This window comes from Bdellovibrio sp. HCB117, assembly GCF_047305915.1.
Classification (GTDB): domain Bacteria; phylum Bdellovibrionota; class Bdellovibrionia; order Bdellovibrionales; family Bdellovibrionaceae; genus Bdellovibrio; species Bdellovibrio bacteriovorus_B.
This window is the reverse complement of the sequence record NZ_CP178622.1, coordinates 2,865,902-2,885,405: the sequence shown is the minus strand read 5'-3', so window position 1 is coordinate 2,885,405 and position 19,504 is coordinate 2,865,902. Positions and strand designations below refer to the sequence as shown.

Here is a 19,504-nt window from a genome sequence, read left to right as displayed (position 1 = left end):
AGCTCCTATTTTTTAGCCGGAGCTGCGGGTTTTGCTACTTTTGCTTCGCCATCAATTTCAATTTCGATTTCGTCGCCGACAACCCAGCCACCTTTATCCATGGCTTTGTTCCAGTTCAAACCGAAATCTTTGCGATTCACTTTGGATTCGGCTTCAAAAGAAATCACGCGATTTCCCCAAGGATCGTTCACGGCGCCTTTGTAGTCGATATCAAACACCGCCGACTTGGTGATACCGCGAATCGTTAGATCCCCGTGAATCTTGTCAGGTTTGCCATTGTCATAGTCCACTTTCGTACCCTTGAAAGTCATTTCAGGATACTTATTTACATCAAAGAAATCCGCCGTGCGCAGATGCTTATCACGGTCTTTTTCATTTGTGTTCAAAGAGGTGGTGAAAACTTTGACGAACACATTTTCAAGTTTTTGAGTTTTTTCGTCAAAGTCGAATGTGCCTTCGAATTTTTCGAAACGGCCTTTGACTTTGGAAACCATTAAGTGAGGCGCCCTGAAGCTGACATCCGTGTGAGACTTATCAAGCTCAAACTTCTCGGCAAATGATGTTGCAGAAAAAAGAGTAGTGGCTAGAAATGAAAAAAGTAGAACGCGCATCTTTGAAATCCTTTCGGTAAGTGCTCGTTCTACTTTTTTAGAGGTGCTAAACTTTTACAAATTAAGTTGATGAAAGCTTTAGTAATTCATCAAAGCTTTAACATCGAGCTTGCCGTTCGACACAGATTTTCCGTCTAGAGCTTGAATTCTACGAGAAGAACCCAAGATCGCCGCTTTCACATCCTGCCATGATTTTTCCGGATGAGCCGACCAGTAAAGAGCCGCCGCACCCGCGACGTGAGGAGCTGCCATTGAAGTTCCATCCCAAGTCGCCTTGAAACCAAACTTGTCGATCACTGTGTCTGTGTAGCCTTGAGCGACAACTGTCGAAAATACTTTGACGCCGGGAGCGCCGATATCAACCGACTTGTGGCCCCAGTTTGAGAATGAACCCAAACGATCATTAGAATCTAAAGCCGCAACAGCGATGATGTTGTCGTGCGGATAAGAAGCCGGGTAGGCAGGGTTGGCATCGTTGTCGTTATCATAACCAACACCTTTGTGACCGTTGCCCGCCGCCGCGATAAATAGAACGCCTTTGTCTTGTGCGTATTGAACAGCATCACGCAAAGCTTGGTTTTCCGGAGCGCCGGGCTCTTCACCTTCAGAACCCCAAGAGTTGTTTAAAACTTTCGCGCCATTATCAACAGCGTAACGGATTGATTTGATCGCATCCGCTGTTGTTCCGCCGCCAGTCATGCCGATGAAACGCAATGACATGATTTTTACGTTTGGTGCAACACCTGCGATGCCTTTACCGTTGTCTCCACGAGCCGCCACGTTGCCTGCACAGTGAGTTCCGTGACCAGGGTTTCCACCTTTAAACAATCCATCCAAAGTATCGACAGCCAGGTCGTAAGGCTTGTTGTCGTTTCCAACAAAGTCCCATCCGATCACGTCGTCCACATAACCGTTGCCGTCGTCATCGATCCCGTTGTTTGGAATTTCATTCGCGTTTCTCCACAGATTTGGAAGAAGGTCTTCGTGAGTGTAGTCCACGCCCGTGTCGATCACGGCAACGATCATATCTGGACTTCCTTTAGTCACTTTCCAAGCGTCGACAACGCCGTTATCGATCATGCCCCATTGTTTTGAAAACAAAGGATCTGCGCCTGTTGTAGTTTGCGGAGCGTCAGGAATCACTGGATTGTCCTGACGAGCGGCTGCGCGAAGTTGAGGATTTCTAGAAAGCATTTTTGCCAAAGCAGCACGGCGCAATGGGTCTTCAATGCGATAATCTTCAAGTAATTTCACTTTGTAGTTCGGTTGAACGTACTCAACAGCTGGATTTTTCTCCAGTGATTGAATGCTCATGCCGCGAGGAGCTTGAACGCGAACCCAGGATTCGCTCAGTTTTTCGATTTTTGCTCCCTGCATTTCGAACTCAACAAAGCCCGGTGCTAGTTTAATGAGCAAATCTTGTCTTTTTGAATTAGCTTGCGCCCCTAAGCTGATCGCAAGCATGGCAGAACTCACGTACAGAGCCATCTTCTTCATGCTGTTTTCCCTTCTTATCGAGGTCCCCTCGAAGTCCTGCTGATCAACAACTGGACTTCTCCTCGAGTGATGTTAGGTGGAAATTAAAGTTTGAAATGAGACGACTAGAGAATCAATTTCAATTACCTCGTTTCGGAATGCCGCGTTGAAGAAATCAGACGCGCCCCTTATATTACTTATCTAGTTGTCAGGATTACGGATTTTCAGTAACTACTTAATGATAGCTAAATGAAATTGCAGAGGTGTATTTATGCACAAAGATCAAGTGCAGGGTTCTGTGTCTCTCGCAGGCGCAAGCGGAACTCAAGCCATAGATGATATGTCACGAGATGTTGCTTTCACATCAAGGCTCGATGCTTTGGTGGCGTGGGGGCAAAAAAATTCTTTGTGGCCAATGCCTTACGGTACTGCTTGTTGTGGTATCGAGTTCATGTCAGTGATGGGACCGAAGTATGACTTAGCACGGTTCGGTGCTGAGGTTGCTCGTTTCTCTCCTCGTCAAGCGGACTTGCTTGTCGTTGCCGGAACTATCACAGAGAAAATGGCACCGGTTATCACTCGTATTTATCAACAAATGCTTGAACCAAAATACGTGATCTCAATGGGCGCCTGTGCAAGCTCAGGTGGTTTCTACCGTGCTTACCACGTTCTTCAAGGTGTCGACAAAGTCATTCCTGTCGATGTTTACATCCCAGGTTGCCCTCCGACACCAGAAGCGGTGATGGATGGAATCATGGCATTGCAACGTATGATTGCGACTCATCAACCACGTCCTTGGAAAGACAACTGGAAGAATCCATATGAACAAACTTGAGACTTTAAAACAAAACCTGGCGGGTAAATTCAAAATCGAGAACTACAAGTTCATCCACGCTGTGGGTGATGATGTTCTTGAAGTTCCTAAGGAAGACGTTCCGGCGTTGCTTTTGTATCTTCGTGAAAGCGGGCAGTTCGATTTCTTGATGGACGTTTGTGGTGTCGACTATCCAAACCGTGAAAAGCGTTTCGATGTTGTCTATCACTTATTCTCTTCCAAAGACTCTTCTCGTTTGCGCGTAAAAGCGCAAGTGGGTGAAAACGAATCTATCGGCACAGTTCTTCCGGCGTGGAAGGGGGCTGACTGGTTTGAGCGCGAAGCTTACGACATGTTCGGTATCAAGTTCGATGGTCATCCGAACTTGCGCCGCATTTTGACTCACCACCAATTCGTGGGTCATCCGCTTCGTAAAGACTACGATGCAAACTTGCAACAACCTTGCACGTCTTCATTGCCAATTCATTTCAACAACGAGCCAGGTTCTCCAGGTGATGTGTTGAATGATAAATATGTTCCTTTGAATATCGGTCCTGCCCATACAGCGATGCACGGAACACTTCGTGTGATGGCTGAAATGGATGGCGAGACGATCGTTCGTTGTAACAATGAAATCGGATATCTTCACCGCTGTTTCGAAAAAATGGCAGAGACTCATCCGTACAACCAAGTGATCCCGTACACAGATCGTTTGAACTACTGTTCAGCGCCAATGAACAACATTGGTTACTGCAAAGCAGTAGAGCGCCTGTTGGGCGTGGAAATCCCGCCGAAAGCGCAAGCGATGCGTGTGATCTTGGCAGAGCTTTCTCGCATCATCGACCACACGATTGCTATCGGTACCGGTGCGATGGACTTGGGTGCTTTGACTTCTTTCTTCTATATGTTCGGTCTTCGTGAACAGGTTTACGGATTGTTCGAAAAACTTTGCGGAGCTCGTTTGACTGTATCTATGACTCGCGTCGGTGGTATGGCTCAAGATGCGCCAGAAGGTTGGTTCGACGAAGTTTTGGCTCTTTGTAAAGAGATCCGTAAAGGCACAGACGAAATGGCATCGATGGTTTTGGACAACAAAATCTTCATCCTTCGTACGAAAAACGTGTGCCCGGTTTCTGCTCAAGATGCGATTCAATGGGGTTACACAGGTCCTCTTCTTCGCGCTTCGGGTGTGAACTTGGATTTGCGTAAAGCAAAACCATACTACGGTTACGACGCTTTGGACTTTGATGTTCCAGTAGGAACAACAGGCGACATCTACGACCGTTACTTGGTTCGTTTCGAAGAAATGCGCCAATCTGTTCGTATCATCGAGCAAGTCTGCAAAAACGTTCCTGGTGGCGATTACACGATCCGCGACAAAGGTATCGTTCTTCCAGAGAAAAAAGATGTTTACGGAAACATCGAGGGTTTGATGAATCACTTCATGTTGATCATCAAAGGTCTTCGTCCTCCAGTGGGTGAAGTTTACGATGCGACGGAAGCGGCCAACGGTGAGCTAGGTTTTTATCTAGTGAGTGACGGCTCTGCAAATCCATACCGTTTGAAAGTTCGTCCACCATGCTTCGCGATCTACCAATCGTATCCAACGGTGGTGAAAGGCGCGATGTTGGCAGATGCTATCGCAACTGTCGCTTCGATGAATCTTATTGCGGGTGAGTTGGATAGATAGTGGGCGACAGCCCTCAAAGCGGAGGGTCACAAGACCCGAAGCTAAAGCAGCTTAGAGTTTTGAAAAATTTAAAGGAAAAAGAATGTTTCAACTAAGTGAACAAGGTTTGGCGGAAGTAAAAAAAGAATTGAATCGCTATGAAGCGAAAGATTCTGCGATCATCCCAAGCCTTTACATCGCACAAAAAGAAAACAACGGTTTCGTCACTGCAGAAATGATCACATATCTTTCTAAAGTGATGGACATCCCTGAAGCACGTATTAACGAAGTTTTTAAGTTTTATACGATGTTCAATCAAAAGCCGGTGGGTAAATACCACGTGCAAGTATGCACGAATATTTCCTGTGCTCTTGAAGGTGGTCGTGAGATGGCTAGCCACATCTGCCACGAGTTGGGTGTGAAATACGGCGAAGTCACTTCAGATGGCCGTTTCACAGTCAGCAAAGTGGAGTGCTTGGGTTCCTGCGGAACGGCTCCAATGATGCAAGTAAACGACACGTATCATGAGAAACTCACTCCGGAATCAGCAATGAATCTGCTACGAGGAATGAAATAATGGCTGAAACAAAATTACTGACGGAATTCTATCACTTGCCAGAGTATCAAACTTTGGCTGGTTACAAAGCTAAAGGCGGTTACGAAACTTTGCCGAAAGCTTTGAAAATGCAACCTCAGCAAATCATCGACGAAGTGAAAGCTTCTGGTCTTCGTGGTCGTGGTGGTGCGGGTTTCCCAACGGGTATGAAATGGGGCTTCCTTCCTAAAAATGGAGAACCTCGTTACCTTCTTTGCAACGCCGATGAAGGGGAGCCTGGAACATTCAAAGACCGTATGATGATGGAGCGTGCTCCACATCAATTGATCGAAGGCATGATTATCTCTGGCTTCGCGGTGGGGTCTAATAAAGGTTATATCTACGTTCGTGGTGAATACGTTTACCCGATCGAATGCTTAAATAAAGCGATCAAAGAAGCTTATGCAGCAGGCCTTCTTGGCAAAAACATCTTGGGTTCAGGTTTCGACTTTGACCTTGATGTGTACCGTGGTGCCGGCGCTTATATCTGCGGTGAAGAGACTGGCATGATCTCTTCTTTGGAAGGCTTGAAAGGCCAACCAAAATTGAAGCCTCCATTCCCAGCGGTTCAAGGTTACTTGCGTAAACCGACAATCGTGAACAACGTGGAAACTTTGGCGGCTGTGACTTACATCGTTCGCGATGGCGCACAAACTTACCGCAAACATGGAACTGAAAAATCTGCGGGAACAAAATTGTTCTCTCTTTCTGGAAACGTGATGACTCCAGGAAACTACGAAGTTCCATTGGGCTATCCTTTGATGGATTTGCTTATGAAAGAGGGCGGAGGCATGAAACCAGGCCGCAAACTCAAAGCGGTTATCCCTGGTGGTTCTTCAGCTCCTGTTTTGACAGCAGAAGAAGTGGCGAAAGCAAATCTAGATTACGAATCATTGGCGGGTCTTGGAACCATGCTTGGTTCCGGTGCGGTGATCGTGATCGACGACTCTCAATGTATGGTGGATATGTTGGGTGTTTTAACTCACTTCTATGCGCATGAGTCTTGTGGTCAATGTACACCTTGCCGTGAAGGTACAGGTTGGTTGAACAAGATTCTTCACTCGATCTTGGAAGGTCGCGGTCGTTTGCAAGACATCGACTTGTTGATCAAAGTTGCTGACAACATGAAAGGGAAAACAATCTGTGCCCTTTCAGATGCAGCCGCTCTTCCGGTTTTGAGCTTTGTGACTAAGTTTAGAGATGAATTTGAATTCTATGTCCGCGAAGGACGTTCGAAAGTAAAAGGAACGACATATGCCGAAATGCACCATTAATGGCAAAGAAGTCGAAGTAAAAGAAGGCACGTCGATTATCGAAGCCATGCAACAGTCTGGCGATCGTATCGCGCACTACTGCTGGCACCCTGGTTTGAGTGTCGCAGGTGTATGTCGTCTTTGTATGGTGGAGATCGAAGGAAATCCACGTGTACAAATCGCATGTAACACAATGGTTACGGAAGGCATGAAGATCAACAACACGTCTGAAAAAGTACGTGATGCTGTAAAGTGGGGCTTGGACTTCCACTTGATCAACCATCCTTTGGATTGCCCTATCTGTGACCAAGCGGGTGAGTGCGGTCTTCAAGACCAATACATGGAGTACGGTAAGTACGATCCAGAAATGGCTGAAGCCAAAGTAAAAAAACACAAAGTGGTCGACTTGGGTCCAACAGTGGTTTTGGACTCTGAAAGATGTATTTTGTGTTCTCGCTGTGTTCGTTTCACTGAAGAAGTTTCTAAGACAAATGAGTTGGGTATCTTCAACCGTGGTGATCGTTCTGAGATCGGAACTCACGAAGGTGTTGAGCTTAACAACAAATACTCATTGAACACGGTTGATATCTGCCCAGTGGGTGCATTGACGTCGAAAGATTTCCGTTTCCGTCAACGTGTATGGTATCTCAAGGACGCTGAAACAGTCTGTAACGGTTGCTCAAACGGTTGTAACGTAAAAGTGTACTTCAACAAGGAAGGTTTCTTCCGCGTGAAGCCTGTTTACAATGAAAAAGTGAACGGATACTGGATGTGTGACGAAGGTCGCGACATCTATAAGTTCGTGAACAAAGAGACTCGCTTGTTGAAAGCGCAAGTTCGCGGTGCTTCCGGTTGGACAGAAATGGCTGGCGGAGCAGCAGCGAAGAATGCTCATGAAGTTTTGAAAAACACTTCAGGCGACTCTTTGGCTCTTGTTTTGACAGCACAATACACAGTGGAAGAATTCGACGCGATTGTTTCTACATTTGTGAATGAATTTAAAACTAAGAAGGTCTTCTTCTGGATTAACAACAAAGAAACTTTCGACAGCTTTGACGGCCTTCTTCTTCGCGGTGATAAAAATCCGAATACAAAAGGTCTTCTTAAAGTTTTGGAAAAACACGGTATCACAGCAACTTGGGCTGATTTGACTCAAGGTCTTGGTAACGGTTCGATCAAAACTGTGGTTGTTGCGGGTCCTGAAAACCAAGCGGTTTTCCCTGACTTCCAAGAGCGCGTGAAAGAGCTTTCAAAAGCTCAAAACTTGATCTGGTTGCAAGCAGGTAAAAACGATGCGTTGATGTCTTTGACTGGCAACGTATGGTTGATCCCAACAAAAACTTTCGTGGAAAAAGATGGCACGTTCATCAACCACGCAGGTCTTGAACAGAAGTTCAAAAAAGTAACGACGATTGTTTCTGAAGCTCTGACTTTGACGGAAGCCGCGTTGTTGTTGGCAGGTAAAAACCTGACAATCCCAACAGCGACAGCTCAGCCTTTCATGCCGATGAATCAGCGTGAAGATCAGGTGACTTTGGAAGCTCGTAAAAAGAACGAGTTTGTATTTAGAAGAGGCAGCCTATGAGCGTAATGCAAAATAACTCTGAAAAAGCAAAGTGGTACTTGCCCGGGGTCCTTGGTGGCCTTGGCATCACCATGAAGCACTTGTTGGTGAACCTTTTCAACCGCAAGAAAATGATGACGTTGAACTACCCAGAGGAAAAGTATGAATACTCTCCTCGCTTCAAAGGGAATCACGTTTTGACAGTGAAAAAAGACGGTTCACTTCGTTGCACAGCTTGTATGTTGTGCGCGACAAACTGTCCTGCAGAATGTATCAAAATCGTGGCTGCGGAACACAACGACCCTCACGTCGAAAAATTCCCGATCAGCTACGAAATCGACATTCTTCGCTGCGTATTCTGCGGCTACTGTGAAGAAGCATGTCCCGTGGACGCCATCCGTTTGGGCCCTGAGTGGCAAACTCCAGGCGTGAACGGCGCGAACTTCATCTACGACATCAACCACCTGGCTTACCGTCCAAACCTAAAAGGCGGTATCCAAACCCACGTCGACGACGAAGAACGTCTAAAATCAGGCATCTAATCACCACAAAAAAAGGAGCTAGAAATAGCTCCTTTTTTTTGAGGTGCCTGCTTCTTTTTTGTAACCCATCGCATAAACAGCATTTGCGAGTCCCTTAACATCTGTTCCAAATACAAATAAACAACAATTCACGATCTTAATTTCTTTGTAGTACAAGTCTGTCGTTTCTTCGTTGAAACGGCATCGAGGCCTATGTTACGAGGCTCTGGAAAGTTCTAACCGAGGAGTTTTTATGAGAAATCTATTTGTAGCTATCGTGGGCTTTATGCTTCCTTCACTGAGCTTTGCTTGGTGGGTTCCGCAAATGCAATTCCAAGTGACACCTCAATGGGCGGCTGTTCAGGTTTACAACTACACGGGTTTCAATGCTTTCTGCCAAGGACAAGTTTTCGGTCTGACACAAACAGGTGTGTGGATGAATTCTTGGTTCCAAGTATGGGTGCCAGCAGGTGGCTTCCAGTACGCTTATGTTTACGCGAATGGACCGTACTACTTTGTGAATGCAACGGCCAACGTACAGTGCCAGTAATTCCTGAAAGAACAAAAGGAGTCGCAAAGACTCCTTTTGTTTTGAGAGAGTATTAGATTTCGTAAAGACGAATAAACATATTACGGGCTTCTTTCGTTTGCGAGTTGCTGTATTGCTGAAGAACCTGAAGAAAATCCAAAGTAGCTTTAGTCAAGTCACCGCAACGGTCCGCACCTCTTAAAACAAGATCAAAATTCCCAATCGAGTCTTCGATGCTGTTTTCAGTATTTAGAAGCATTTTAAAGCTGCTGTGCAGGTCTGTTAGTGAATAAGTTTTACTGACGAACATCGCTCTAGAAAACACATCTCGCGCATAGTTTGTATGGTTGTTTCCCAATAGCAGAAGTAGTGAAGTGAAAAAACGATTGGCCTGTGAAAAACTTGCGGGTGATGAGCTCACTTTTTCCGCCACCAGAATAAAATTTAATGCCGCGTCTTCTTTAGAGTTCTCTGCTCTAAGAAGTTCGATGTAACTCGTAACAAGCATATCCAGAGTTCTCGGTCCACGAAGCGCTTGAAGGATTAGATTGAAGGCTTTTCGGGTGTCCGCAGTTGCCCCGCCGCCACCTAAGGCTTGCTGTAGATGAACGAAGTTGTCGACGACGTAACGCAAGTTCAAGTTGTATCGCTTTTGTGCAGCTTCTACGATAGCCAGATTCTGTTCAGCATCTTGAGTGCTGTTTTCAACTTCTAAAAGAACCTTCAATGCATCGAAACGATTGTAAAAACCATTGCAGGAAACACCCTGAGTTCCGCCGCAGCGATTGTCAGCATAAGCAAGGCTCGAAGTGGCTGAAACCAAAAGGGCAAGTAAAACCAATTTTTTCATAACAGGAACCTTTCTAGATTTTTGATTTTTTCCAACCAGGTGAAGTTAGAGTTTCCTCAGAAAAAATTCCACTGTAATGATTTTGACAGGGGCCACTTTTGCGCCGTTGATATTTTAGGCACTCTAAACTAAATAAACCTGCCTATACCCATAAGAAGCGAGAGAGTGACACAAATGAGCCTTAATTTAGGTCCTTCCTATAGCGAAAAGCATTGTTCCTATATAAGAAAAACGCGCGCTCAGCGTACGTGTTTGACAGCTTTTTTATTGAAGAATTCTGTTTAGTAAGTTGTGGAGAGAGCCGCTCCGCTGTTGAGAGATCCGATTTGTTTTGCCTAGATTTGTGTGCCTTAATAAGCTTATACAGGGGTCAAGGGAATGCAGATGGAATTTTTTTATAACACCAAACTTTGGGTGATATTCATTGTGCTTATCGTTTTTTTTAGCGCGGTTTCACTGCTTTCTCACTATATCGCCGGCAAAAAAGATAAAGCCGAACCGGGTTCGACAGAATTTCTCTCAACCACGATTCTCGGTCTATTAGCTCTATTACTGGGATTTACTTTTTCAATGGCAATATCAAGATTTGATACGCGCAGCTCGTTGGTATTAAAAGAGTCCAACACTATCGGCACAGCCTATTTGCGCAGTGACTTGTTTCCCCAAGATCAAGTTCAAGAGTACCGAAGACTTTTAAAAGAATACACTCAACAGCGCATTGAATTCTTCACGTCGATTCGTAATGGAAAGCGCGAGTTCATCCAGAATATGCAAGCTCTGCAAACCAAGATATGGCAAGAAACCACGAAGCTTGTAAAAAACAACATGTCCCCTGTTGCCGCCACGTTCATTCAAGCGAATAACGATCTGATTGATGTAGACGGAGAAAGACTTTTTGCTTCTGAAAATCACGTGCCCGAAGTGGTCTTCGATGTTCTCATTCTGATTGCGGCGATGGGCCTCGCCTCATTAAGTTATTCCCTTGGAATAAAAAAGCACAGCGCCAAAGCACCTCTGGTTCTAGGAATCCTCTTTGCCGTCGTCATTGTGCTTATCCAAGATTTAGATAGACCCGGGCGGGGGCTCATTCAGCCACATGAAGACGCCATGATTCGCGTCTTAGAAAGCATGTAGCAGGTGCCTGCTTCTTTTTTGCAACCCTGTGCGTAAATTTAGAGCATTTGCATTGATTCACAAGCTTGGGTCTTTCAGACTTTATGAGTAGGGGGAACTATGATGAAACTACTTCTTTTCGCGTCTTTGATTTTTTCAAGCGTGATGGCTTCAGCAAATGACGTCACAGCTCTGACTGTGGAGCCAGGCAAGCAACAGGACCAATACTATAGTTACAACTTTGGTTCTACTTGGGTGAATAGCCGTATGTATGCGGATTTTTCTTTAACTGCGGGTGACCAACAAGTAGATCTGCAAGGGATCTCCATTCGTGGGCAAGCCTACGATGCAACTTCGAATTGCCCGAAAGTTCTGCCTCCGCGCCAAACATGCTGGACAAGAGTTTTCTTCTGGCCGCAATTTGAAGGTCATTATTATGGCGATTTGATGTTCTATTTAAAGAACAGCACTATCTACATCCGCCTTTACGGATGGGCCCACAGATAAAGCAAAGGGAGCGTCAGCTCCCTTTTTTTATGGTGCGATAATCGGGAAAGCCTCTTCTTCCACGAGCTTTTCTTCGCCCGAAAGAGGGCAGCGTAAAATCGGCGTATAAACGGGAAACACGCCTTGAAGTTTTGATTCATAAAGCACGATTTCACTCACATGAATTTTTCCAAAACTTTTTCTTTTAAATGGTGAAATCATGTCTTTCACGCTGCGGGGATTGCGAAGTCTTCCGAAGGTTAGATGAGGTTTGAATTCGCGAGCATCCGGGTGTTGAATCAATCCGCGTTCTAATAGCAGATCGTCCAGAGCATACTTAAATTCACCTAAGTATCTTTTATTTTGAACACCCAGCCACAGAACTCGGGCGTCGTGTTCATTAGAGAAAGCTCCCATATCTTCAATTTTTAAGTCAAAGGGAGTGAAGAGGGTGCAAACCTCCTTTAAAGCCTCCATCAAAGCCGGAATATTTTCTTCAGGCTGTTCGCCCAAAAAACTGACGGTGATGTGAAAGTTATCAACGGGAACCCACTTCACATTGATTTCTCGCCGATCGGCATTGATTTTCAATTTTTTGTAAGTGGGTAGGAAGGATTCGGAAAGAGGATCCGTGGCATTAAGAGCGAAGAACAGTCTTCTAGTCATAAAAAGCCCCCTAAGATCATTATCCTGATCTTAGGGGTGCTTGTCATTTATTCTTTGGCTTAATCATTAAAGAAAGTGCCACCGAGCCACCGATAAAGAAAGCGATGATAGCCAGAGACCACAGAATAGGGAAGTGGCCATCAAACAGCTTGTTCAGCCACACCATCTTTAAGCCCACGAAGATAAGCACGGCAGCTAGACCATACTTCAGCAAATGGAACTTGTCGACGACACCGGCAAGCAAGAAGTACAAAGAACGCAAGCCTAGAATCGCAAAAATATTCGAAGTGAAAACTAACAAAGGCTCATTCGTGATCGCAAAGATCGCCGGTACTGAGTCCACTGCGAAAATAATGTCCGTGGCTTCAAGGAAAATCAAAGCAACGAACAATGGAGTCGCATGACGAATGCCGTTTTCAACGATAAAGAAATGATCTTCATGCATACGTTCGTGAACACGCACGTATTTTCGCATGAACTTGATCAACCAGTTTTGAGTGGGATCGATTTCTTTTTCCGGCTGAATCATCATCTTTAGACCGGTGATAATTAAGAAGACACCGAAGAGCATAACTACGGCTTGGTACTGCATCAGCACTGAGCCTAGAGCGATGAAGATGGCACGGAAGATCAAGGCACCCAAGATACCGTAGAATAAAACACGATGCTGGTATTTCGGTGGAACGCCGAAGAATCCGAAGACGACGACGAAGACAAATATGTTATCTATAGATAAAGATTTTTCGATGACGTATCCGGTAAGGAATTGCAGGGCAACGTCTTTAGCCGTGGTAGGGTCGGGGAACTTATTTAGGGCGTAGTAATAGAGTCCAGCGTTAAATAGCAAAGCCAAGCTGACCCAAACAATGGACCAAATCGTAGCTTCTTTAAAGCCTACGGTGTGGGAATGTTTATGAAAGACACCCAGGTCCAACGCAAGCATCGCCAAAACGAAGGCGATAAAACCAGCATAAAACCACCAATATTCTGCAAAAGGAAACAATAGAGTCTGCGTCACAAAAAAGGACCTCCGGACTCAGAGTATAAGGGCTTTTCTAAATTATAAAAAATCGATAATCTTTAACAAGTTATTTGATTTTAACGAAGAGGTCTTATGCCTGTTAAAGTGGCAAACCAAATGCAGTGGCTTAATTATCATCACCTTCACTACTTTTATACAATCGCTAAAGAGGGGAGCATTGCCAAAGCTGCTGAAAAACTTAAAATTGGACAACCTTCCTTAAGCACTCAGTTGCGCCAACTGGAAGAGTCATTAGGCAAAGATCTTTTTGAACGCCGCAAGCAAAGGCTGCATCTGACAGAAGCCGGAAAGTTGGCTTACGAATATGCGGACCAGGTGTTCCATTTAGGTTCAGAAATGGTGGAGGCTCTGCATGACCGTCTTCAAAACAATCGCGTGCACGTGCAGATAGGCGCGTTGGATAGCGTGCCCAAACACATCCTGTTAGAAATTATTTTGCAGGCCCATCAGCAGGGGAACTGCTCAGTCTCGGTCGTCGAGGGGGGAGGAAGCGAACTTCTGCGCGAACTCAGTGCGCATCAGATCGATTTGCTTCTTGCCAACTATCCTCCCAATGTCGACACGAAAAGTATTTACGCAAGACCCATTGCCAAGCTGGATGTCGTTGTGTGCGCCTCTGCGAAGTATAAGCATTTAAAAAAAGGCTTCCCGCAATCTCTCGAAGGGCAGCCGTTCGTGTTTCCAACCGTGCATAGCAAATTACGTCGGGATTTAGATCACTATTTTAAGGTCAATGGCATCAGGGTGGACCGCATCGCGGAGACTCAAGATACAAGCTTACAAAAGCTTTTAGGGCAAGAGGGGGTAGGGCTCATTCCTATTTCGCTCATGGCCGCAGATGAGCTTATCAAAGAAAAAAAACTGGTGGTTTTAGGAACGTTAAAAGGCGTGAGCGAGGAAATCTGGCTTGCGGCGGCGGACCGTAAGATCAATAATCCGATCGCCGCAAAACTCATGAAGGGCTTTAGTTTGTAGTAGGACTGCAAAGCGCATTGAGAATCTTCATCGCCTCGACAGCCTCTGGCACTAGTCCGCCGTCACGGCTGGTGGAGTTTTCAATGCGAACTTTCGTGCGCTGACAAGTCGAAGCATTGATATCTTTCATGCGGATCAAATTCACGTAGTTATCGTACTCTGTCAGACTGCGGTATTCCTCTAGTGCCGGATGGTCATCAGGAGTTGTCGCAAGATCTGGAATCTCGATCGTGTTAAGACGCTCGAATAGAAATTGTTTGTAAGTCTCTAAGTATTGCAGGCGAGCGACGATGTTGTCCTGGCGCTGCAAGTGCGCAATAAGATTGTCGGCTGTTTGCAAGGTCAAAGAGTCGGTAAAAGCCAAGGACGATTGGGAAGCAAGTAAACAAATCATCAGAATTAATTTACGCATGATCCACCTCCAGCATTCTTTTCGATATCGTTCAGTGTTTTAGTAATCGCAGGGAAATAAGATGACGTTTCTTTGCGACGTGCGGAACTCTTATTCGCGCTCGCCGGGAACTTTTGCATGTACTGTTGCATTTGGTTGATGAACTCATCCGCGTTCGTCACCTGACGATTGCGGTAGTAAGTATTCAACAGAGTCTTCGCTGGAGTCCAAGTTCCTGCAGGGCCCGTGTTATGAGACCAAACCATCAAAGCTCTTTTCACTTTGTTCATGTCATATTCGGAAAGACGGAACTTCGATTTGTAATTTTTGTTACTGAAGATCATCGAGTTCATGTCTTTCTTAACACCTTTAAGATAAGCGTAAGTGTAGATCATGTTTGTCACAGGGTTGCCACGCTTTAAAGAGATACGATCACAAGCATAAGATTTTTGCGGACGAATCGGTTGCATGGAATCCAAGAACTCCATGGAAAGGCGTGAACACAAACGGTTCTTGCTGCTCTCTAAAGCGATACGGATGTCATTTAATTCATTCGTGTTGACATCTTGAATGGCTGGTTGCGTGAATTGACCGATACCTCCAGCCCCCGTGCCGCTCATCGCGTTCACGTGGAACCCAGATTCAACGTTAATAAGAGCGTAAACGGCGCGAACATCCAGCTTTTGCATCTCTTCACTTTCACCTGGCGCAATGAAGTCCTTCATGCATGAGCTGACGACGTCGAAGCTGTTGTTGATAAGTTTGAAATAGTTTTCAGAGATACAAGGACGGAATGCTTGAGATGTAGTTCCGTTCGCAGCGCATTGGCGGAAAGATTTACTGCTAGCCGAAAATTTTGCTTCCATCGACATGCGCATGCACATCGGCTTAATAATAGAATTCACGCGAATAGGGGAGCGAGTGAGGGCCGATAGCAATGAGTTCCCTTGCGAAGTCTGCGCAAGTTCTTTTTCCAAGTAGTCATTTTGACGGTTGCACTGATTATAGCGCAGATTTGCCAACTGTTTTTCACAGTCAGGGCAGTTCTTATTGCTCATATTGTTCAGACTGCCTAAAAGGTTTTGAACATTCTTAGCTTTATCAATCTGATCAAGAGCATGCTCGATGATGGGAGCTGGCTGTTCATCAATATTAAATGGAACAGAAAGACCTTTATCACTTGAAGCGAATTCGAACGTAGAAAAGACAGGCGAACCCAAGCTCCAACCCACGCTGAAACACAAGTTCAACAACAACAGCTTATATAATAGTGGTGTTCCAGTTTTCATGGATAGATCTCCTCACAGGACTTACAAAGCAAGAGCTTTGCCAAAGACGGATCAATGATTTCAATAGATTACAAAGCGGATGGATGTCTCAGAGTGAGACAATCCTGCGTAAACGCCTAAACGGTCATAGCCACGACCAAGACTTAGACAGCTAACCCGAGCTGAATTTTGCTTCGCTTCGAAAGTCCAGTTACGGAAACCCAAGATTTTTCCGAAGAAGGGGAAACGGGGGAAATCCTAATGAAAAAATGCTTACTTCTAGGTTCTGCCTTTTTGGCACTGGCAGCCTGTCAAAGTCCCTTTTCAAAGACCGGCGAGATAGAATCCTATCGTCGTCCCGCCAGCACGGAAGAGCTTCTGACGGGCAGTCAAAAAGTGTTGAATGATTTAAACAATCCGCAGATCTTTAATCCGCAAACTTGCGCGAAATTCGTGAACCAAGTCACGGACTATCTTTATTATCTTCCAGCGGATCATTTCATTCCTAAAACTCCTGCAGAAGTAGAGCTATTAAAAACTCGCGGCAGTGAAGTGATGGACACGATCTTCCAAATCCGCGTTGTCTTGCATGATAAACTTCAGGAGTTTGATTCTCGCAACGAACTTTCAAAAGAATGTATCACAGAGATCCGTGAAGGTTTCCAGTATGCGCGTTTTTCTGAAGAGTATCTCTTAGAGTGGCTGTATAACCAGAAAGTCTTTAAGTTTGAAAAGGCGCCGATTATGGCAAATACAAAGCCTAGCACTTGGACGAATCCCAAGTTTGCGGATTTCAAACTGAAAAGCGGTGACGTGATGCTTGTGCGCGGAAAATCGCACGTGTCAGCGATGATCGCTCGTATCGGCGATGAAGAAGGTAACTTCTCACACTTGGCCCTTGTCGGCGAAGATAAAGCCGGTAAGAAATTCGTCGTGGAAGCCTTGATTCAGTATGGTGTGATTGTGACGCCACTTGAAGAATGGAGAAAGGCGGAAGACGCGCGCGTTGCTTTGTACCGCCAGCCTGATGAGGCATTAGCGAAATCGGCCGCAAGAAAAATGTACGATATTGCTAAGGCAGCATTAGATAAGAAAAAGGGCATTCGTTACGACTTTGCGATGGATGACGATGACTACTCAACGATCTTCTGTTCTGAAGTGATCCGCATGGCTTACGATAAAGCTTCCAATGGTCGCTTTATGGTTCCGAAATATCGCAGTGGCGCAACAAAGTTTAAAAATACCGACTATCTTAAAAGCTTAGGTGTTTCTAAGACTTCCTTGTTCGCTCCTTATGATATCGAAGTGGACCCAAGATTTGACTTCGTTGCGGAATACCGTTGGTATCCTCTGCTTCGTCAAGTGCGCATGCAGGATGCGGTTCTGCAAAGTATCTATTCTTGGATGATTGAGAAGGGCTATGAGTACCACTGGGCTCCGCAACACTCGATCAAGTCTTATTTTGCTAAGTTTGTACGTCAGTTTGGTATTGCGGAAGACACGCTTCCTAAATACATGCCGATCGGAAGTATTAAAACAAACGTGCAATTTGAAGCGGTCGCGAAAACTCTTGAAAAGAATATTTATGCGAAAGAGGCCGAGTTCTATAAAAAGAAAGGCTATTTGCCCTCGTTCCAGGACATGATGAAGATTAACGAGGAATACCGATATCAAGACTGTAAGAAGCAGCAAGCTTTCCGCGAAGCCAACAGATATCCGAATGATAGGGATATCGGTGGGAATCCGGAGTCTTCTCAATTCCACTATTTCTTCTATAATAAGTCGAAAGACTGCAAATAAAAAAAGGGAGCTGAAAAGCTCCCTTTTTAGTTTCTAAACTGAATTTCTTAAACCGATCTTAGACACACCTGCCACTGCTTCATGCCCATTTGGAACTCAAGCTTGGCAATTTCCATCTCGCGTTTGATTTCCGCAAGTTTTAAATCGTAAGCTTCTTTAAGATCTTCGCGTTTACGAACCGCATCCACTTTGAATTGTTCATAATCGTCACGAAGCTTTTTCATTTTGTTTTGAGCTTCTAAGATTTTTTCTCTCATAGCTTGCAGTTTTTCTTCCGCAAATCCGTGTTTCGTTAACTCCGCGGCTTCGGCCTGCAAACGCGCTTTCAGAATTTCTGCATTTGAAATCTGGCGAAGTTTCGTGGCAAGGCCCATAAGGTTCAAAGATTTGATAACCCATTTTGTTGGATCCCAGTGATACCATTTAATTCCGTTGCGGTAGTCGATTTGGAACTTATGATGGAAGTTATGATAACCTTCACCATGCGTAAGAACCGCCACAAACCAAGAGTCGCGAGCCGAGATTTCTTTTGAGTAAGTTTGTTTACCCAAAGTATGGCAAAGAGAGTTCACGAAGAAAGTGCTTTGTTGAGTCAACGCGATACGAAGACCGCCGCCGATAACCAAGCCTCCCAACGCCGAACCCATCGCCCAGCCGATCAATGTGGGAAGAGCAAAGCCTGTCAAGATCGCCAGAGGCACATAATATTTGTGTTGGAATTCCACCATCCAGTCTTTTTGCAGATCAGGAGCGTGGATTTTTTGGTCGACAGAGTCTTTAAAGAACAACCAACCCATGTGGGCGTACCAGAAACCTTCATTGATGTTGTAAGGATCTTTTTCTCCATCAATGTGAGTGTGGTGACGACGGTGATCCGAAGACCATTTTAAAGCTGAGCCTTGAAAGCCTGATGCACCTACAAGCAAGAAAAGCGCTTTAGCCACTGGGTGAGCATCATAACTTTTGTGAGAAAATAGACGGTGATAGCCCGCTGTGATGCTCAAGTTTGTCGCGGCCGCAAAGATCAAAGCGAAAAGAAGAATGTCTAACTCGAAACCATAATAGTAGAAGTAAATTGGAGTTAGAATAAGCGTGACCAGCGGATTGATAATCAGGAATAAGGCGACTGGCCATTCGATACGTTTTTTTGTCATTAGCACCTCTCAGAATCAAGTCTAGCAGAGGTGTGTAGATTTCGACACTTAAATAGAAAAGCCAAGGATAATTTTGCCGTAAGTTCCACTCATATTAATGTCTTGCGTGGCTGCATTACCCGTCGCGTCTTCTGCGCCATCCCAGCGAAAATCAAGGTAACCGACTTCAGCTCCAACAACGAAGCCTGTCAGTTTCACTCCACCCTCTAGTCCCAGGCTGTAGGATTTCACGGAATCACTTGAAAAATCTGCTTTTAATACACCACCTTCTTCCGCCTTGAGACGAGTCGAGTGAGACAGTCCCCAAGTGAAAATAGGCCCCAAGAAGAACAAACTGTCGATGGGACGCCAATTAACTAGCAATGCTGTGCGAGTGTAATCCATCGTGTAGTCAATACCGCTTGTCGTGAAGCTCATGTTTTCATAACGCAGACCTACACCTGGAACGAAAGGGAACGGAATTGTTAGGATCGCGTCAGCGCCAAGACCATAAGCATTAGAAACAGAGGGAGTTTCTGCAGCACACGTTGGACATAGGGGATCTAAATCAGGGTTGTTCGCAAGCATTCCGTAAGTCACGCGCGTTTCAAAAAGAGCGTGCGCAGGAGAAGACAAAGCACCGACGGTGAAGAAAGCCATAGATAAAACAAACATATTCCATTTCATAAACGTACTCCCACGTGAACTTAGTAAGTTTACTTTGGGATCGGGTCAACACTCAATTTCC

20 protein-coding genes are annotated in these 19,504 nt (G+C 45.2%); 11 read left to right on the top strand and 9 right to left on the bottom strand.

From position 1 onward, the window contains the following. Positions 1 to 5 precede the first annotated feature (5 nt). Together ACLWBD_RS13735 and ACLWBD_RS13730 are read right to left on the bottom strand one after the other, a co-directional pair. Positions 6 to 611, bottom strand: a complete 606-nt coding sequence (locus ACLWBD_RS13735; protein ID WP_413568578.1) for a YceI family protein — start codon at positions 609 to 611, stop codon at positions 6 to 8. A gap of 78 nt (positions 612 to 689) precedes the next feature. After that, entirely contained in the window at positions 690 to 2,108 is a 1,419-nt protein-coding gene (locus ACLWBD_RS13730; protein WP_063204937.1) for a S8 family serine peptidase, read from the bottom strand. A 319-nt stretch (positions 2,109 to 2,427) separates the two neighbouring features. Between ACLWBD_RS13730 and ACLWBD_RS13725 the strand changes: the two genes are divergently transcribed. The 7 genes from ACLWBD_RS13725 to ACLWBD_RS13695 all read left to right on the top strand — a co-directional run bounded on the left by ACLWBD_RS13725 (position 2,428) and on the right by ACLWBD_RS13695 (position 9,053). Beyond that, positions 2,428 to 2,922 (top strand): NADH-quinone oxidoreductase subunit B, encoded by a 495-nt coding sequence (locus ACLWBD_RS13725; protein WP_172795516.1) that lies wholly within the window; start codon positions 2,428 to 2,430, stop codon positions 2,920 to 2,922. Beyond that, positions 2,909 to 4,591: an NADH dehydrogenase (quinone) subunit D gene (nuoD, locus tag ACLWBD_RS13720; RefSeq protein WP_063204935.1), complete on the top strand. Its 1,683-nt coding sequence runs from the start codon at positions 2,909 to 2,911 to the stop codon at positions 4,589 to 4,591. The genes ACLWBD_RS13725 and nuoD overlap by 14 nt, the downstream gene beginning before the upstream one ends. An 82-nt stretch (positions 4,592 to 4,673) precedes the next feature. Next, complete coding sequence (locus ACLWBD_RS13715; RefSeq protein WP_063204934.1) at positions 4,674 to 5,147, top strand: complex I 24 kDa subunit family protein; 474 nt, start codon at positions 4,674 to 4,676, stop codon at positions 5,145 to 5,147. Further along, on the top strand, positions 5,147 to 6,439 hold the full coding sequence (gene nuoF / locus ACLWBD_RS13710; protein ID WP_063204933.1) for an NADH-quinone oxidoreductase subunit NuoF: 1,293 nt from the start codon (positions 5,147 to 5,149) through the stop codon (positions 6,437 to 6,439). The genes ACLWBD_RS13715 and nuoF overlap by 1 nt, the downstream gene beginning before the upstream one ends. Then, positions 6,420 to 8,003, top strand: a complete 1,584-nt coding sequence (locus ACLWBD_RS13705; RefSeq protein ID WP_063204932.1) for a 2Fe-2S iron-sulfur cluster-binding protein — start codon at positions 6,420 to 6,422, stop codon at positions 8,001 to 8,003. Before nuoF ends, ACLWBD_RS13705 begins: the two co-directional genes overlap by 20 nt. Beyond that, complete coding sequence (locus tag ACLWBD_RS13700) at positions 8,000 to 8,524, top strand: NuoI/complex I 23 kDa subunit family protein (protein ID WP_041870091.1); 525 nt, start codon at positions 8,000 to 8,002, stop codon at positions 8,522 to 8,524. Before ACLWBD_RS13705 ends, ACLWBD_RS13700 begins: the two co-directional genes overlap by 4 nt. 232 nt (positions 8,525 to 8,756) lie before the next feature. Further along, positions 8,757 to 9,053, top strand: coding sequence for a hypothetical protein (locus tag ACLWBD_RS13695; protein ID WP_063204931.1), 297 nt, complete (start codon positions 8,757 to 8,759; stop codon positions 9,051 to 9,053). A 52-nt stretch (positions 9,054 to 9,105) separates the two neighbouring features. Here the strand turns inward: ACLWBD_RS13695 and ACLWBD_RS13690 are convergent, their stop codons facing one another. Next, complete coding sequence (locus ACLWBD_RS13690; protein ID WP_413568575.1) at positions 9,106 to 9,882, bottom strand: hypothetical protein; 777 nt, start codon at positions 9,880 to 9,882, stop codon at positions 9,106 to 9,108. 570 nt (positions 9,883 to 10,452) lie between these two features. Here ACLWBD_RS13690 and ACLWBD_RS13685 point away from each other — a divergent pair. Further along, a complete protein-coding gene (locus ACLWBD_RS13685) occupies positions 10,453 to 11,016 on the top strand; it encodes a hypothetical protein (RefSeq protein ID WP_172795501.1) in 564 nt (187 codons plus the stop codon). Positions 11,017 to 11,115: 99 nt separating this feature from the next. After that, a complete protein-coding gene (locus ACLWBD_RS13680) occupies positions 11,116 to 11,502 on the top strand; it encodes a hypothetical protein (RefSeq protein WP_063204928.1) in 387 nt (128 codons plus the stop codon). Positions 11,503 to 11,529: 27 nt separating this feature from the next. On the opposite strand, the gene thpR is transcribed toward ACLWBD_RS13680, so the two are convergent. Further along, positions 11,530 to 12,147, bottom strand: coding sequence for an RNA 2',3'-cyclic phosphodiesterase (gene thpR, locus ACLWBD_RS13675; RefSeq protein ID WP_413568573.1), 618 nt, complete (start codon positions 12,145 to 12,147; stop codon positions 11,530 to 11,532). Positions 12,148 to 12,190: 43 nt separating this feature from the next. Continuing rightward, a complete protein-coding gene (locus ACLWBD_RS13670; protein ID WP_413568571.1) occupies positions 12,191 to 13,165 on the bottom strand; it encodes a TerC family protein in 975 nt (324 codons plus the stop codon). A 96-nt stretch (positions 13,166 to 13,261) separates the two neighbouring features. Here ACLWBD_RS13670 and ACLWBD_RS13665 point away from each other — a divergent pair, with 96 nt between their 5' ends. Beyond that, positions 13,262 to 14,164, top strand: a complete 903-nt coding sequence (locus ACLWBD_RS13665; RefSeq protein WP_413568569.1) for a LysR family transcriptional regulator — start codon at positions 13,262 to 13,264, stop codon at positions 14,162 to 14,164. Here the strand turns inward: ACLWBD_RS13665 and ACLWBD_RS13660 are convergent. After that, on the bottom strand, positions 14,154 to 14,576 hold the full coding sequence (locus ACLWBD_RS13660) for a hypothetical protein (protein ID WP_413568567.1): 423 nt from the start codon (positions 14,574 to 14,576) through the stop codon (positions 14,154 to 14,156). The two genes, ACLWBD_RS13665 and ACLWBD_RS13660, sit on opposite strands and share 11 nt — an antisense overlap. Next, the gene (locus ACLWBD_RS13655; protein WP_413568565.1) at positions 14,564 to 15,844 is read right to left on the bottom strand and encodes a transglycosylase SLT domain-containing protein; all 1,281 of its coding nucleotides are present in this window, start codon (positions 15,842 to 15,844) and stop codon (positions 14,564 to 14,566) included. The genes ACLWBD_RS13660 and ACLWBD_RS13655 overlap by 13 nt, the downstream gene beginning before the upstream one ends. A gap of 240 nt (positions 15,845 to 16,084) precedes the next feature. Here ACLWBD_RS13655 and ACLWBD_RS13650 point away from each other — a divergent pair, with 240 nt between their 5' ends. Continuing rightward, on the top strand, positions 16,085 to 17,623 hold the full coding sequence (locus ACLWBD_RS13650) for a YiiX/YebB-like N1pC/P60 family cysteine hydrolase (protein WP_413568563.1): 1,539 nt from the start codon (positions 16,085 to 16,087) through the stop codon (positions 17,621 to 17,623). Between the two features lie 47 nt (positions 17,624 to 17,670). Here ACLWBD_RS13650 and ACLWBD_RS13645 read toward each other — a convergent pair whose 3' ends face one another. Further along, positions 17,671 to 18,777 carry a fatty acid desaturase gene (locus ACLWBD_RS13645; protein ID WP_413568562.1) on the bottom strand — a complete coding sequence of 369 codons (1,107 nt, stop codon included), beginning with the start codon at positions 18,775 to 18,777 and terminating at the stop codon, positions 17,671 to 17,673. A 48-nt stretch (positions 18,778 to 18,825) separates the two neighbouring features. Then, a complete protein-coding gene (locus ACLWBD_RS13640; protein WP_413568560.1) occupies positions 18,826 to 19,443 on the bottom strand; it encodes a hypothetical protein in 618 nt (205 codons plus the stop codon). Between the last annotated feature and the right edge of the window lie 61 nt (positions 19,444 to 19,504).

Coding starts and splice junctions, on each gene's coding strand:
- ACLWBD_RS13735 (WP_413568578.1), bottom strand. CDS start 611: ATGCGCGTTCTACTTTTTTCATTTCTAGCCACTACTCTTTTTTCTGCA.
- ACLWBD_RS13730 (WP_063204937.1), bottom strand. CDS start 2,108: ATGAAGAAGATGGCTCTGTACGTGAGTTCTGCCATGCTTGCGATCAGC.
- ACLWBD_RS13725 (WP_172795516.1), top strand. CDS start 2,428: ATGTCACGAGATGTTGCTTTCACATCAAGGCTCGATGCTTTGGTGGCG.
- nuoD (WP_063204935.1), top strand. CDS start 2,909: ATGAACAAACTTGAGACTTTAAAACAAAACCTGGCGGGTAAATTCAAA.
- ACLWBD_RS13715 (WP_063204934.1), top strand. CDS start 4,674: ATGTTTCAACTAAGTGAACAAGGTTTGGCGGAAGTAAAAAAAGAATTG.
- nuoF (WP_063204933.1), top strand. CDS start 5,147: ATGGCTGAAACAAAATTACTGACGGAATTCTATCACTTGCCAGAGTAT.
- ACLWBD_RS13705 (WP_063204932.1), top strand. CDS start 6,420: ATGCCGAAATGCACCATTAATGGCAAAGAAGTCGAAGTAAAAGAAGGC.
- ACLWBD_RS13700 (WP_041870091.1), top strand. CDS start 8,000: ATGAGCGTAATGCAAAATAACTCTGAAAAAGCAAAGTGGTACTTGCCC.
- ACLWBD_RS13695 (WP_063204931.1), top strand. CDS start 8,757: ATGAGAAATCTATTTGTAGCTATCGTGGGCTTTATGCTTCCTTCACTG.
- ACLWBD_RS13690 (WP_413568575.1), bottom strand. CDS start 9,882: ATGAAAAAATTGGTTTTACTTGCCCTTTTGGTTTCAGCCACTTCGAGC.
- ACLWBD_RS13685 (WP_172795501.1), top strand. CDS start 10,453: ATGGCAATATCAAGATTTGATACGCGCAGCTCGTTGGTATTAAAAGAG.
- ACLWBD_RS13680 (WP_063204928.1), top strand. CDS start 11,116: ATGATGAAACTACTTCTTTTCGCGTCTTTGATTTTTTCAAGCGTGATG.
- thpR (WP_413568573.1), bottom strand. CDS start 12,147: ATGACTAGAAGACTGTTCTTCGCTCTTAATGCCACGGATCCTCTTTCC.
- ACLWBD_RS13665 (WP_413568569.1), top strand. CDS start 13,262: ATGCCTGTTAAAGTGGCAAACCAAATGCAGTGGCTTAATTATCATCAC.
- ACLWBD_RS13660 (WP_413568567.1), bottom strand. CDS start 14,576: ATGCGTAAATTAATTCTGATGATTTGTTTACTTGCTTCCCAATCGTCC.
- ACLWBD_RS13655 (WP_413568565.1), bottom strand. CDS start 15,844: ATGAAAACTGGAACACCACTATTATATAAGCTGTTGTTGTTGAACTTG.
- ACLWBD_RS13650 (WP_413568563.1), top strand. CDS start 16,085: ATGAAAAAATGCTTACTTCTAGGTTCTGCCTTTTTGGCACTGGCAGCC.
- ACLWBD_RS13645 (WP_413568562.1), bottom strand. CDS start 18,777: ATGACAAAAAAACGTATCGAATGGCCAGTCGCCTTATTCCTGATTATC.
- ACLWBD_RS13640 (WP_413568560.1), bottom strand. CDS start 19,443: ATGAAATGGAATATGTTTGTTTTATCTATGGCTTTCTTCACCGTCGGT.